At 57.3% G+C, this 12,898-nt stretch carries 12 protein-coding genes and 2 pseudogenes; 2 read left to right on the plus strand and 12 right to left on the minus strand.

Annotated elements, in window-relative coordinates:
• Positions 1 to 486: 486 nt before the first annotated feature.
• Positions 487 to 1,293 (plus strand): annotated as a pseudogene (locus BSG20_RS33285) (IS630 family transposase); the annotation flags it as partial.
• A gap of 2 nt (positions 1,294 to 1,295) precedes the next feature.
• Here BSG20_RS33285 and BSG20_RS33290 read toward each other — a convergent pair.
• The 12 genes and pseudogenes from BSG20_RS33290 to BSG20_RS33345 form a co-directional block, all read right to left on the minus strand.
• Positions 1,296 to 1,600 (minus strand): annotated as a pseudogene (locus BSG20_RS33290) (helix-turn-helix domain-containing protein); the annotation flags it as partial.
• 52 nt (positions 1,601 to 1,652) lie between these two features.
• The gene (locus BSG20_RS36855; protein ID WP_093041781.1) at positions 1,653 to 1,892 is read right to left on the minus strand and encodes a hypothetical protein; all 240 of its coding nucleotides are present in this window, start codon (positions 1,890 to 1,892) and stop codon (positions 1,653 to 1,655) included.
• A 46-nt stretch (positions 1,893 to 1,938) separates the two neighbouring features.
• Positions 1,939 to 2,904 (minus strand): P-type DNA transfer ATPase VirB11, encoded by a 966-nt coding sequence (gene virB11 / locus BSG20_RS33300; protein ID WP_244551838.1) that lies wholly within the window; start codon positions 2,902 to 2,904, stop codon positions 1,939 to 1,941.
• Positions 2,905 to 2,936: 32 nt separating this feature from the next.
• Positions 2,937 to 4,316, minus strand: coding sequence for a TrbI/VirB10 family protein (locus BSG20_RS33305; protein ID WP_244551839.1), 1,380 nt, complete (start codon positions 4,314 to 4,316; stop codon positions 2,937 to 2,939).
• Positions 4,317 to 4,326: 10 nt separating this feature from the next.
• Positions 4,327 to 5,109 carry a TrbG/VirB9 family P-type conjugative transfer protein gene (locus tag BSG20_RS33310; RefSeq protein WP_093041787.1) on the minus strand — a complete coding sequence of 261 codons (783 nt, stop codon included), beginning with the start codon at positions 5,107 to 5,109 and terminating at the stop codon, positions 4,327 to 4,329.
• A gap of 27 nt (positions 5,110 to 5,136) precedes the next feature.
• Entirely contained in the window at positions 5,137 to 5,811 is a 675-nt protein-coding gene (locus tag BSG20_RS33315; RefSeq protein ID WP_093041790.1) for a VirB8 family type IV secretion system protein, read from the minus strand.
• A gap of 229 nt (positions 5,812 to 6,040) precedes the next feature.
• The gene (locus BSG20_RS33320) at positions 6,041 to 7,153 is read right to left on the minus strand and encodes a type IV secretion system protein (RefSeq protein ID WP_093041793.1); all 1,113 of its coding nucleotides are present in this window, start codon (positions 7,151 to 7,153) and stop codon (positions 6,041 to 6,043) included.
• A 4-nt stretch (positions 7,154 to 7,157) separates the two neighbouring features.
• Positions 7,158 to 7,961, minus strand: a complete 804-nt coding sequence (locus BSG20_RS33325) for a type IV secretion system protein (RefSeq protein ID WP_093041796.1) — start codon at positions 7,959 to 7,961, stop codon at positions 7,158 to 7,160.
• 130 nt (positions 7,962 to 8,091) lie between these two features.
• A complete protein-coding gene (locus BSG20_RS33330) occupies positions 8,092 to 10,386 on the minus strand; it encodes a VirB4 family type IV secretion/conjugal transfer ATPase (RefSeq protein WP_093041800.1) in 2,295 nt (764 codons plus the stop codon).
• A gap of 58 nt (positions 10,387 to 10,444) precedes the next feature.
• On the minus strand, positions 10,445 to 10,723 hold the full coding sequence (locus BSG20_RS33335) for a VirB3 family type IV secretion system protein (RefSeq protein WP_018009845.1): 279 nt from the start codon (positions 10,721 to 10,723) through the stop codon (positions 10,445 to 10,447).
• Positions 10,724 to 10,805: 82 nt separating this feature from the next.
• Positions 10,806 to 11,117 carry a TrbC/VirB2 family protein gene (locus BSG20_RS33340; protein ID WP_093041803.1) on the minus strand — a complete coding sequence of 104 codons (312 nt, stop codon included), beginning with the start codon at positions 11,115 to 11,117 and terminating at the stop codon, positions 10,806 to 10,808.
• 39 nt (positions 11,118 to 11,156) lie between these two features.
• Positions 11,157 to 11,999 carry a lytic transglycosylase domain-containing protein gene (locus tag BSG20_RS33345; RefSeq protein WP_093041806.1) on the minus strand — a complete coding sequence of 281 codons (843 nt, stop codon included), beginning with the start codon at positions 11,997 to 11,999 and terminating at the stop codon, positions 11,157 to 11,159.
• 636 nt (positions 12,000 to 12,635) lie between these two features.
• Here BSG20_RS33345 and BSG20_RS33350 point away from each other — a divergent pair.
• A partial coding sequence (locus BSG20_RS33350) for a helix-turn-helix domain-containing protein (protein ID WP_143147593.1) occupies positions 12,636 to 12,898 on the plus strand: 263 nt, incomplete at its 3' end.

A 12,898-nucleotide genomic window follows, 5' to 3' on the forward strand; every position in this document is an offset into this window, starting at 1 on the left:
GCGCACCGGTTTTGATTAGCGCTCGTTGGTATTAGTGCGGCTGCAAAGCCGATGAAAGATAGTTGATGAAAGTTCAATACGGAGAAGAAGTGGCGAATCACTCTGACCCCGAGTCATGCGGCGCACATAGCGAGGTGTGCGTCGAAGCGTTGACAGGGGAAACCGGCAGGCCGGCCATTGAGCCGCGAAATGATCAATTCGGGATGCCGACGCTGTTAAGCGAAGCGGAAGGAAACACGGTGCATGGCGTAAATCGCAAGCCATGCCCCGATCCCGCGCGGTCGGAGACCCTGTGCATGTCGGGAAGTCTTTCATACGGAAGCAGCGAGATCTCATCAGTGTCCAGTGTGAATTAGCCCCCGAAAGGTCCGGACATGCTTCCCCCACTTAGCTAAGTGGGTAGGAGTAATGTTGGTAATATAACTAGTCACCTGGAACTAAAATTCACTACATTGTATGCTTGGCCTCTTCACTGGAGGTTGAGGCATGGCAAATGCGACTGGCCGACCAACGGCCCCATTGGTTTTGAGCGAGGCGGAGCGGGAATATCTGGAGCGACAGGTGCGCAAGCATCGTGTTGCACGCTCCCTGTCGGAGCGGTGCCGGATCATTCTTCGCTGTGGCGAGGGAGTTCCGAGCAAGGTCGTTGCGGACGAGCTCGGCGTGCATGAACATACGGTTGGCAAATGGCGACGGCGCTTCCTCAAAGACCGACTCGATGGGCTGCTCGACGAAGTTCGCCCTGGTCGGCCCCGAACCATCGACGACGATCAGATCGCGGCTGTGATCGAGCGCACGCTGCGTTCAACGCCAAGCGATGCGACCCATTGGTCGATCCGCTCGATGGCAGGGGCCACAGGCTTTTCGCACACGACGATCCGCCGGATATGGAACGCTTTCGGCCTGCAGCCGCATCGCACAGAGACGTTCAAGCTTTCCAGCGATCCTTTGTTCGTCGATAAGGTCCGCGACATCGTCGGTCTTTATCTGTCACCTCCCAATCGGGCGCTGGTTCTCAGCGTGGACGAGAAGAGCCAAATCCAGGCTCTCGACCGCGAGCAGCCAGTGGTGCCGATGATGCCTGGCGTGCCGGAACGGCGCACGCATTCCTATGTCCGACACGGCACAACCACGTTGTTTGCCGCTCTGGACGTCGCCTCCGGCTTTGTCATCGGCAAATGCTACAAGCGGCACCGTGCCACCGAATTCCTGGATTTCCTCAAGCAGATCGATGCGAGCGTACCGTCCGATTTGGACGTTCATATCGTGATGGACAACTATGCGACCCACAAAATCAGCGTGCGCTCGATCACCTGAGCAACTTGCACATCCGACACTTGCGTGGGCGACCCGCGCGATATTCGTCGGTCAGCCCTTCAATGCCATCCTGCACGAACCGCCGCCGCCATTTGCCAACCGTGTGCTCGTGGACACCGAGGCGTTCGGCAACGCCCTTGCTCTGCAATCCCTCCGCGCAGAGCAGAACCATCCGGCATCGATCCGACAGAGAACGAGGCGCTTTGTGCCGCCGAACCTGAGCTTCGAGAAAAGTCCGGTCCTCATCGCTTAATACAACAATATCCGCCTTTCGTCCCGCCATACCAATGCCCCCGTCTCTCCGAATAGGGCGGGCATATACAATGATACTTACTTCAGTTCCAGGTGACTAGCATCTTCTGGAGAATGGCACGGATATCCGCATCATTCAGGTTCTGCTCGATCACGCCCATCTTGGCAAAGGATAGTGCTTGGGGCGACATCCCAGCGAAACGAATTCGCGAAGATGCCTTTCCGTCCAGCACTTGTTCTATCGACAGCCCGATCTGGCGGAGTGGTTCGTCAACAAGCTTAAAGAGTTCAGGGGAACACAACAAAGGTATTGAGCGGTGCATCGCGTTATGCCGCCAAGCCCCGGATGTGCCATATCTGGGACGATGATCATTCCTCCACCTGTGAAGGGAGGTAAATCTCAAGCACCCCGCGGGACCCATTGAGCCGTCCGACCTGAACCACCAAGTCAATTGTGCGCTTAGCATACGTGATAACCTCGCCATGGGTAAGTCTAATCCCCGAGCGCATCACCATTAGCGCAAGGCGGTCAAATGCTAGCGCGGGGCTATCAGCATGGATGGTAGTAATGGCCCCAGGGTGACCGGTGTTGATTGCTTCGAGAAAGTCATAGGCCTCTACACCGCGGATTTCTCCGACGATAATGCGATCCGGCCGCATTCGCAGGCAGCTTTCAAGCAGCTTGGAAGGCATCTGTGCTGACTTGTCCTTCCGGTCGGATATCAACCCCACTTGGTTGCGATGGGGTGGGAAGAGCTCCTGTGCGTCCTCAATGGTGATCAGGCGTTCATTGTGGTCCATCATGGAAATCAGCGAGCGCGCCACCGTTGTTTTGCCCGAGGAGGTGCCACCGGATACCAGCACGTTGAACCTCTCCTCGATCGCCTGCCGGAACAGACCCTGCAGGTCGCCGTCGCGCGCCATCTTAGCAATCGCCCTGTGTCGGAGGAGGCGCTGCGCATCGACTCGTATCTGTCCGCCGTTGACGAAGCCGATATCCTTCGTCGCTAGCGCCTGTGTTAAGTATTTGCGGATCGACAACGATACGCCGTATTCGATCGCTGGTTCGACCACGATTTGAACGCGCAGTGGATGCCCCCAGACCATGACTCGGCCGGACACAATCGGATGCAAGGCGCCAAGTGTGTTGCGCGTGTCGCCGGCAAGCTGCGCACCTAGCCGCTTAATGGCATGGGGCAACAGCGGCACGTCGATCTCGTGCATGTATTCGGCGCCCGCGGCTTCGACGAAGATTGAGCCGTTTGGATTGATCACAAGCTCGTTGACGCGGTCGTCGATCAGAAAGTCTCTCAGAGGGCTCAGATATTGCTCCACGTAGGAGATTTCGCGATTCTTCGGAACATAATTCATCTGAATACAAGATCTCGATTTACGAAAACACGGATCTCCTCACCTTGCGGAATTTTAATGGCCGGCGGTAGCGAAAAATACTTATCAAGGACGCCGCTTGCCTGGTCGCTCGCCGTGTCGCTCATCTGTCCCGCGACCAGGCCGCCGCCGACCTTGGAGGTCGTGCCGGATTCAGACTGGCTGTTGCGGTTGGACAGTATCGAAGGAACGGTGGTGATGGCGCTGATGAGGATGGCGACCCCGAACTTCGTGCTATAGCGGTTGTTCACATTACCTTCCGTCCCCGACCGCCCAAGTGTGTCCGCGCCGGTGGAACCAAGCGCGATCGATTGTCCCGAAGGCGTAATCGCTCGGTTCCATGCGATCAGGACGCGCCTCTGCGCGAGGTTGACGTCGTTGTTGAACTCACCGATCAAAATGGTTCCAGAGGGCATCAGAACGCGCGCTCCATCAAATGAATAAACAGGCTCCATCACCTGTGCACGAATATTGCCAGGCAGCTCTGTATCGATCGCGGTTTCGAGCACGGCTGAGATAATGGTTCCTTGCACCACTGTGCGCGAGGGATCAGGCAGCCGCCGCGAAACAGACGTCTGGAACGTGCTACTGGCGGCCGTCTTTAGGAACCGCGCGTTTTGGTTCTGGTCAGTCGCCGATTTATCGCTCTCAGTGGTCACGCCGGCAGGCCCATCAGCCGCGTCGACCACCACCGAACTGGATTCACGCTGCATCTTGTCAAGCTTCTGGCGCGCCTTGAGCTCACCCGAATGCAGCTTTCCCGCCTCTTCGGCGCGCTGGCGCTCCTCTTCCGCTCGCTCGGCAGCGGCTCTCAACCGGGCGTTTTCTTCGGTCATTGCCTTGCGCTCATCTTCGAACTGCCGCTTCATATTCTCATTATAGCGGGTAATCAGCGCCTCAATTTCTCCAGAGGAGACGCTGCCTTGTTTCTTGCGCTCGAGTTCAGCAATCTGATCCTGTAGCGCCTTGATCTTTGCTTTCCAGGCCACGTTAGGATCTAACTCCTTCTTTTCAGGTTCCGTGCTCGCAGGTACGGCGAAATCGAGATGAACTGGTCGATGAGAATCTTTCTCAACTTCCATATCAACCTTAGCAACCGCCTGGTGGTTGTCGTGTCCGATCCCCAGGACCTTTAGGGCAGCCGTCGGCCCAGCGACCGCGAAGAACAATACCACGGCCCCTCCCATCAAGCCCGCCGAAATTATGAGCCTTGCATTAGTTGCGCCGCTCGTACCACGTGTCTGTCGTACGCGGCGAGCGTTGACGAGCCCGCTGCGTTCCCTTGCGCTGTGTTCAGAGTCCGTCGACTCGGTGCCGTCATCGCGAATAGGGCCAATGATGTGATCGTTTTCCGACATGGCTCGCCTTTCATCTAACCGTGACGTTTCTGTTGAGCCGCGTGGGGCCGGTACGACCGATGCACACGGACTCGTTGCCTATACGCAGGATCCAGTAATCGCTCGTTCCATCAACGATGATCTGGTGTGCATTGGTGCGGGAGTTGATCAGCTGTTCCTTGTTGCCCGGTCCCACCTTAAAAACGGCCGGACGAGGAGCGCCTTCAGGCAGGAAGAACATCGTCTGCCGGCCGTCGTCTTGGACCCAGCGTGGTCGAAATGCGGCGTCACCCGAGAACAGGTAGTCCGCGCGAAGGCGGTCCGGTCTCAAGGAAGCGTCGCTTTTCTGCTTCGGCTTCTCGTCGTCTGCATAGGTGAAGATCGACCGGAAGAGGGGTGCAGCATTAGCATCGCCCGTGAATTCACCAATGGAACGAAGCTCAAATGTATAGACCCGTCTGTTGGTATAGATGGTCATGTTGGTCGTGGCCGAGGGAAGCGTCGGTTTGATGCTGACGACGTTTCCGGCCTTGAGCTTAACCACTTCCCAGGATGTGCTGTCGCCGATAAGGATAGAATCGACTTCCTCGCTCTGCGAAAGCTGCAGCGCTGTAACCGATTTGAGATAAAGGTCGAGCCGATAGACATTGTTTTCATTGTAGGCGAAACGCCGAATGCGCGGATCGCTGGCCGGCGCTGCCGCCGCAGGTTTTTGTCGTAGCGCGGAGACGGATTCGGTCGCGGAGATGGGCGCTTGATCGGCGAGGGCCGCGCCCGCACTCAGAAGTAGCAGAACTGCGGTGTGCTTGAACATGGTGTCGGTTCCTCTCGTGCTGGAATTCTAGCCGTGAGTTTCGGCATCGATCCGGTATGACAGGACGATAAAGCCGAGGGGATTCTTCCAAACCTCCTCGAGCTTGGCATCTTCCTTCGGCTGGAACGAATATCCCACCGTCGCCACAAAGCTGCGCTCGGCTGTTTCTCGGCCCTTCTCCTCGCGGAACTTAGTGATACGCACCCGCGCGAGATCGGGTGCGTTGCGATGGGAAACCGGGTTGATAGAAATCGATTTTACGGTTACCCGGACACGCACGCCTGTTCCGTAGATCGTCGGCGGATATTGTGGCGAGTTGGACGTCCACAGCTGGGCCAATGTCTCAGCAGCATTCTCCTTCGAACGGGCCATGACGTCCAGAATGCGAGTGCTGTTGTCGGCCTGGTCGTAGGTCTCGCGGTCGACGACATATGATACAAGCTCAGCCTGCAGCACTGCATCTTGCTGATCGAGGGAGGCCGGGCGAACTTGCACCAGTTTTTCCGCCTGGCCCGTGGTCTTGTTGACCATCACCACAAAAGGTTTGGTTTCGTTGAGCGGGAGGATTGCCAGCAGGCACCCCAACGAGAGGAGTGCCGCGCCGATCGAGCCGACAGCGACTTTCGCCCAGTTGTTGCGCTGCTGGCGAAGTGTGAAGAATATTTCCTCCTCATAGGCGTTTTGAATATTCGTCTTGGCCATGTCGACACCGATACTATTGAAATGCTTGACTGATGAAAGAGTTGATAGTCCCTGCGTGTTTCGGCCGGCTTCCCGCCGGAACTAGATGCGTGTGGAGCGGGACCCCAAGGAGGAGGTTTGGAAGCGGACGCCTAGATAGCGGACGCCTGAGATATAGCCGCTAACGGCTGCGCGCCGCCGCTGGACGACGCGGCGTTGGACCCGGAAGCGATTCTCTCCCAAAGCTGGCTTATGACTCATGCCGCCGTCGCCGCCAGAATTCCTTGCGATCATCGGAGTGTCGGCGAAACGCCGCGAATCCGGACTTTAGGACGTCAGCAGCGGAGCCCCCCGCGGATTTTAAGCCCTTCGTAGGAAGGCTAGCCGCGGATTTTAAGGCCCTCGTAGGAAGGTTCATAGCGTAGTTTTGGAGCGCACTCGCGCCACTGATGCGCCCTGTCGCGCTCGTGAGACTCCTGGCTACGCTAGCGCCGCCGACCGTAACGCACGCAGACGCCAGTGTCTGCGCCATAGTCGGGATGTGGAACAGCAGGACTAGCACCGCTATCATAAAGAAGACGAAGCCGAAGAACTTGGTTTTGTCCGAACTACTTGCCCCGGACGTCGCAAGCAGATGGCCGGCGAAATAGAGAACAATTGCCATCAGGCAGCCGAGAAGGAGAGGTATGATGGCAAAACCGATCAGAAGGCTAACCCAGCTTTGGAAATACTGCCTCGTTCTCTCCCACATGAACATCATGATGCCGAGCGGAGCCATGCTCAGAGCAACGATAAAGCCCGCTTTAGCGGTCAGCACAACCACCGCACATGATGCAATGAATATGCCGCCGACGATGAACACGAAGCCCCCCAAGAAGATATTGCGAAGAGTCTTTCCGAGGTGGAGGATTGAGGTGTCACGGAGAAAGTCGCGGCTGATCCAGATGATGGCATGACCGAATTCGTCCATCGCTGCATAGGTCTTGGCCTCGCCGGCCCCGCTGATTTTCGCAGGATCGAGGATATCCGCCCTCAGTGTTTCGACATCCTTCGCAACCGCCTCGACGACCAGGTTCGAATACCCTTGTGTAACATCTGTCAGGGCATCGTAGACCGGCCTGAAATTACTCCAAAGGGTGGCGAAACTTACGACTAGTATGTATGTCACGGCCCAACTAAGGTACTTCGAGTAGTTTATGTTCTGTATCTGCAATACGTGGTTCAATGCGATGAAGAGCAGAGCCACGAGACCGATCGACGCCGTCAGTTTCCTGACGGGATCTGCCACGGCCGTGTACACGGCCTGCAGGTAATCGACGGTCGCCACGTCGATCTGCGTTCCTATCGATTGAACAATTCCCATGGCGTCACCTATTGAATTCCTTAAGGCCCTCAGTCCAATCTTCCGTGCTCGCTTCGCTTGCCCACATCATGAAATAGCTGCTGACCATGGAGGTGACGGCCGACTGCGTTCTTAGGCTTTCATTGGTTTGCTGCGTGAGCTCGATCACCGCGCGCGTGTTGATGTCGATGCTCGTCTTGAGATCCTTGCTCGCCTGAACGGCCGCGATGTAGTCGTCTACCCGCTCCATGCTCGCGTTGGCACGCTTGTAGGAGCTTTCCGCTACGGAGCCGGCGATCGCGCCCTTGGCGGCGAGCTGAGCGACCACCTTTTTGCTGAGTAGCTCGTCATCCTTGAGCGCGAATGCGTTGTCGAGAGAGAAGGTGCTACGGAAATGGGTGATTGCTGCCAGGAGATCCGGTGGACCATCGGCGGCGCCATTCAACGCGTTGTCTGCCATTTCCTTGAGGCCTTCGCCGCCCTGGCGGGCAGCGACTTCGTCCGGTCCGTTCATAAGCGGAATGGTCTTTGGTCCAGTCTGCCCGTCACGAATAACATCAAGCGCCGTTTTCTGGTTCTGGACTGCAGTGAACATCTGAGCAATGCCCCCGCCCACGATGCGAGACAACTGGACGAGCTTCATGATTTGCTCGATTGAATCCTGGTCATGGGTCTCCTGGACACCGGGGGGGCCGTCCGGCACACCCCGGACGGCAGGTTCCGGCAGTGGAGTGACGGCCTCCTGCGCGTGGGCGACCACAGTAGGCCCACCCGGTTGAAAAAGAAGGATCGAAATAGCCAGTGAGCTGGCTCGAAGATGCCGTTTCATACCCATGCTCCTCTTGAAAGTCCGCTTGCGCCTTCCCACCGACAGGCGCAGTGGTTTTTGCGTTCCGCCGGCACGGACTGGCAGGAGCTCAGGCCGCAGACCAGCAATGCGATCACAACTAAAAGCTCTTTCATTGCAACATCTCCATCTGAAAATCCGGTCTGTCGCGCCAGCCTGCGATCGCTTTTTCGCCGCGGCCGCCGCCAAGCACGTCAATACCTTTGCCGATCGCGACGAGATCGAAGTCGAGCACAACGCTGTCACTGCCGGATTTGAGCAGCACGAGATGGTTGTCGACATTGCTCATCTGAAGGAATGCGCTTTCCATGGGCGTCAGATGTAGGGGGGCGAGTTCCGCCGCCGTGTTGAAAGAGCTTGTATAAACAATACGCGTGACAGCGCTTTCCAGAATGGCATCGCCGGCAGCGCTATTCTTGATATGGGAAACCCGCTGGGTGAGCAGGACGACAGCGACGTTCTTCTTGCGCATCGTCAGCATCCAGTCCTTCAACCGCGCCTCGAAATAGGGATTGTCGAGGAGCTTCCAGGCCTCGTCAAGGACGAGCAACGTCGGATGCTCATCCTCGACGAGCTGTTCCACACGGCGAAAGACGAAGCTTAGCCAGGCGGTGCGCACGACGTCATTGTCGAAGATCTCCGTCAGGTCAAATGCCGTCAGACGATTGTCGAAGGCGAGCGGGTTCAGCCCCTTTCCGCCGAACAGCCAACCGAATTGACCGGTCTCGTCCCACCGCCCGAGTCGGTTGTACAAATCTCCGTCGTCATCAGTGGCGCGAAGCTGACTGCGGAATTGCTCGAGGTTCTGCAACCGCGGATCGGCCGTGGTATTGGCCTGCACCGCGTCGCTGAGGGCCTGGATCTGTACCGGATTGAGCTTTCCTCCGTCGTTTTCCGCCAGCGCCGCCAGCCAGTCAGTAAGCCATGCCGCGCCGCGACTGTCGGCCTCTGCGCGCATCGGGTTAAAACCCGTTTCGTCACCCATGCGCACCGCCGAATAGCGCCCGCCCATGGCACGCACCGCCATTTCGAAACCGTTGTCCTTGTCGAATAGAATGGTTCGAGCGCCGAGCCTCTGGGCTTGGCTTATCAGGAACGCAGTACCAAGCGTCTTGCCTGAGCCGGTCTGCCCCAGAACGAGCGTGTGGCCGACGGTGCGCTGGCCTGGCTTTCCGGGCAGGTGGAAATTGAAGCGGAAGGTCTCGCCACGCGCAGTGGGAAATATGGTGACGGCGTCGCCCCAAGGGCACTTGTCGGGTGGGCTGCCTTTTGACTGGCCGTGCATGGCGCAAAGCTGCGCGAAGTTCTGCGAGGAGATCATCGCGGGTCTAGTCCGGTAGGCGAAATTCCCGGGATGCTGCGCAAAATATACGACGCGGGAGGAGAAATTTTCGCGAACAATCGCCGATCCCGCATCCTGCATGGCGCGCGTCACATAGGCCATGGCGCCGTCCAGCTCTTTGAGACTGTCACAGAACACAGCGACACTGCAGTGATGGTCTCCGAAGATCACCCGACCAGAGGCGACATCGTCTTCCGCCTCTTCGAGTTGTGCCATGAGCGATATGGCGGCATCTTCCGCCGCGCGCATCTGCTTTCTCACCCGGGCGATCTTGCCCTGCGCCGATATTCGATCGATTGGAGTAAAGCTCTGAGTGACTACGGTGTTGTAGGGCAAGTTCAGCCGGTCGAGGATTCCGGGATAGGTCTCAGCTGGGTAGTCCTTGACGGAAACGATGGTCCCGAACCGGCGTCGTCCTGGATCCGTTCCTTCGCATTCAAAAACGGGACCCTGAAAGGTTATCTGCGAGCTGGCCAGGAGGTCGGCCACTGGAAGGAATTTGGTGCCGGGAATAAGACTTCCGCCAGAACCGTCTATCAGAGTACGGAGTAGGCCGAGCCAACGGCCGTCGGAGACCGTCAGGCGGCTGGGCCTAGCTTCACCGACACCAACCATGCAGGTGTTGATCATCTGGTCGAGGCGCAGCGCCCGCGCTTCGACCTCATGGCGACTGTGGACATCCCTGCCACCGAATAGCGACAGGAACTTGGCGGTCTTCCGGGGCGGCCGGATTACCAGCGTGACCACCGTCACTCGATCTCGAAGGCCGACCGTTTGCAGGTATCCTTGCCAGCGGCGATCGATTTCCGCATTGAAAGGATGGCCGTCAACCGGCGGCATCGTCGGCCGGGCCTCAACCGAAATTCGATGGACATAATAAGCGACATCGCTCCGCTGTTGTGCGATGAAGCGCGAAAACGCGTTGCACAATTCGACGGTATGGACGCTATCGACAGTTTCCGCATTGATGCCCTCTACAACGAAGGAACCCATCAGGTCGCCATCGCGCAACATCAACGTGACGTCGTCAACCGCGCTCAAATAGGGCAAGCCGCTGACCAGCATTTCGCCCTTTTCCGAGCGTTTGATTGCAAGGCTGCGGGTAGCTCGCGTAGCTGGCCTTTCAAGCACGGTACACCAGCCCTTCGCCACGCAGAAGTTTTGGACTCATCCGCGTCCGCTGCACGGTAGCGATGAAGACACTGATGATCTTGGGATCGTACGCCGCAAGACCGCGAAGGGCGACATAGCCCATCCCCCCCGTGATCAAGAGGTACACGAGTGAGCGCGTGATGATGAAGCCAAGCATGACCGTGGCAATCAGCACGACCAGATACATGATCGGCAGTCCGGCGAAGCTGACCTCGCGGGTCAGGCCTATAAACAGCGGTGTACGTTCCATGAGCGTTACTCCGAAAAATGTCCTCGCCGGGCCCCCCGGGCATGAGGAGGGGAGGCTTAGGCCCCAGCGCATCAAGGCGGCGCTAGTTGACGGTGATGCCCTCTACAAAGCTTGCGCCGCCAAAAACGATTGCGATGCCGATTATGATCGACACCGCAAATGTCCAGTCCATGCGGCCGGTCATGAAGGAGAAGCCGACGGCGATCACGGCCAGAGCCGATATGGCGATGCCGATGGGTCCAGTGATTGCCTCGACGATCGTTTCCAGGAAGGTCGTAACGCCGCCAAAGTCTTGCGCGGCGCTGGGATTGCTAGACAGAAGAACCATTGCGACGATCATTGCAACGATTTTCAGAGGGTCTTTGTTGAGGAGATATTTCTTGAAGTATCCCATCTTTTCTCTTCCATAGTTAGTCGATTTGAATTGCTACGTTCAGGCTTCCGAAGAGTGTGCAGCCATCTCCTGGCGGTGGCGTCCCCGCAGTGAATCGCATTTCGGAAATCGCGCCATATCTAGAGTGTCGCTGCCGTTGAGCGACGCCTCCTGTGGGGCTGGGCTGAAGGGCTTCGTTTCGTGTGCAACAGCGCCCGGCGCGGAGTTCATATTGTTGAAAATGTCGGACACGTATTGCTGCGTCTCCCGGTAGGGTGGTATAGTGCCGTATTTACGCACGGCATTAGGACCGGCGTTATAGGCTGCGAGAGCAAGCTCGGGTGAACCGAACTGATGGAGCATCGCGGCAAGGTACCGCGCGGCGCCCTCGAGATTGTCCCGGGCCGAAAAGACGTCGCAGACGCCGAGTCCTCGGGCGGTGTCTGGCATTAACTGCCCCAGTCCTTTGGCGCCTGCAGGGGATATGGCTTCGGGATCGAAGTTGCTTTCCCGCTGAATCATCGTAGTGAAAAGCGATACAAACGATTCCTGGTCCAGCCCTGAGCGTGCTACCCCGGCGGCACCTGCATACCTGCGACCGACCTCGAGTGTCAGCCTTCGCATGCGGGTTTGTCGCGCCGATAGTTTCGTCGACAGCGTACGAGGCTTGGGTAAGCGTAAGCGGTGTTCGATGAGCCTTCCAGCTTTAAAATCCGCTATTTTGGTGGGCCCACTGCCTCGATACAAAATGGAAGGCGCGTCCAAGATCACTGAAGTGGTGGCCTGATAGCTAGTCACTGCTGTGAAGGAAGCATTGGAGAATTTTCTGGCAACGATTGTCGGATTGTCGGCGCTACTTGCCTTCGGCGCGTCCGCAGAGACGCCGCCGAATGGCACGAACATGTCATTATCAAGTTGTTGAAATACTGCTGCACGGGCGGGAACTGGCTGGCCAAGCAGCAAGAACAGAAAGGTGAGCGCCGTCGCCGCACTTAATGTACAATCCTTGTGCAGTGTATTCTCCTTTATTTTGAAACGGCATGGTATAAATTCCTGAATATTATGGGCTTCGACAGAACCTGCTGTCTCAACACAAAATCATTCTGCGAATAATGTGAACATATACAGCGCCGCCCGTGATGCATGTCAATGCATCGAGCGCTGCAATTGTAATATGGCTGCGGCGTCCGTTCCAGTATTGAGTTCGCACCTCTTCGTGCAGGGCGGCAGACCTCCAGCGGGGCGCGACTACAAATGCAATGACGTGGTTAACCTGCCGACGAGGCGCTGCTGTACCATGTATGGTCAGAGCGCAAGCGCATGCGCGACTTGCCGCATTGTTGTTGATGCGCCAGCAGCCGATATGCGGCTGCATGGTCAGGAGCATCCCCTGGCTCTCAGCTCAACAGAGTGTCGAACGTCCGGACGACCCATCGATCACAGCACTCGCCCTTATACCAACGTGAGCGGTCTCTGACTCGTTTTGCGGTTTCCAAATCAGTTGAATTCTGAATCTATGTCGCAAACGGAGGTTTGCGGATGACATTGGGAATTCCACTGCGCGATGACTTCGACGGTTTTGCCCTGCGGGCATTGGCCAAGAGCAAGAAGGATGCGGCACAGGCTCGGCGGCTTCTTGCCCTTGCCGAAATCTATGATGGTCATTCACGCAGCGACGCGGCCAGGATCGGAGGCGTGACCCTGCAGATTGTCCGCGATTGGGTTATGCGCTTCAATGCCCGCGGTCCTTCAGGGCTCATCAACGGCAAAGCGCTTGGCAATCAAGGAAAGCTTTCCGATGT

It is taken from the genome of Rhizobium tibeticum (assembly GCF_900110205.1).
GTDB lineage: Bacteria > Pseudomonadota > Alphaproteobacteria > Rhizobiales > Rhizobiaceae > Rhizobium > Rhizobium tibeticum.

Excerpts from the sequence above, each read along its gene's own strand:
- BSG20_RS33315 (WP_093041790.1), bottom strand. The coding sequence starts at position 5,811 with ATGGCCAAGACGAATATTCAAAACGCCTATGAGGAGGAAATATTCTTC.
- BSG20_RS33340 (WP_093041803.1), bottom strand. The coding sequence starts at position 11,117 with ATGGGATACTTCAAGAAATATCTCCTCAACAAAGACCCTCTGAAAATC.
- BSG20_RS36855 (WP_093041781.1), bottom strand. The coding sequence starts at position 1,892 with ATGCACCGCTCAATACCTTTGTTGTGTTCCCCTGAACTCTTTAAGCTT.
- BSG20_RS33335 (WP_018009845.1), bottom strand. The coding sequence starts at position 10,723 with ATGGAACGTACACCGCTGTTTATAGGCCTGACCCGCGAGGTCAGCTTC.
- BSG20_RS33320 (WP_093041793.1), bottom strand. The coding sequence starts at position 7,153 with ATGGGAATTGTTCAATCGATAGGAACGCAGATCGACGTGGCGACCGTC.
- BSG20_RS33325 (WP_093041796.1), bottom strand. The coding sequence starts at position 7,961 with ATGAAACGGCATCTTCGAGCCAGCTCACTGGCTATTTCGATCCTTCTT.
- BSG20_RS33330 (WP_093041800.1), bottom strand. The coding sequence starts at position 10,386 with ATGCTGGTCAGCGGCTTGCCCTATTTGAGCGCGGTTGACGACGTCACG.
- BSG20_RS33345 (WP_093041806.1), bottom strand. The coding sequence starts at position 11,999 with ATGTTCGTGCCATTCGGCGGCGTCTCTGCGGACGCGCCGAAGGCAAGT.
- BSG20_RS33305 (WP_244551839.1), bottom strand. The coding sequence starts at position 4,316 with ATGTCGGAAAACGATCACATCATTGGCCCTATTCGCGATGACGGCACC.
- BSG20_RS33310 (WP_093041787.1), bottom strand. The coding sequence starts at position 5,109 with ATGTTCAAGCACACCGCAGTTCTGCTACTTCTGAGTGCGGGCGCGGCC.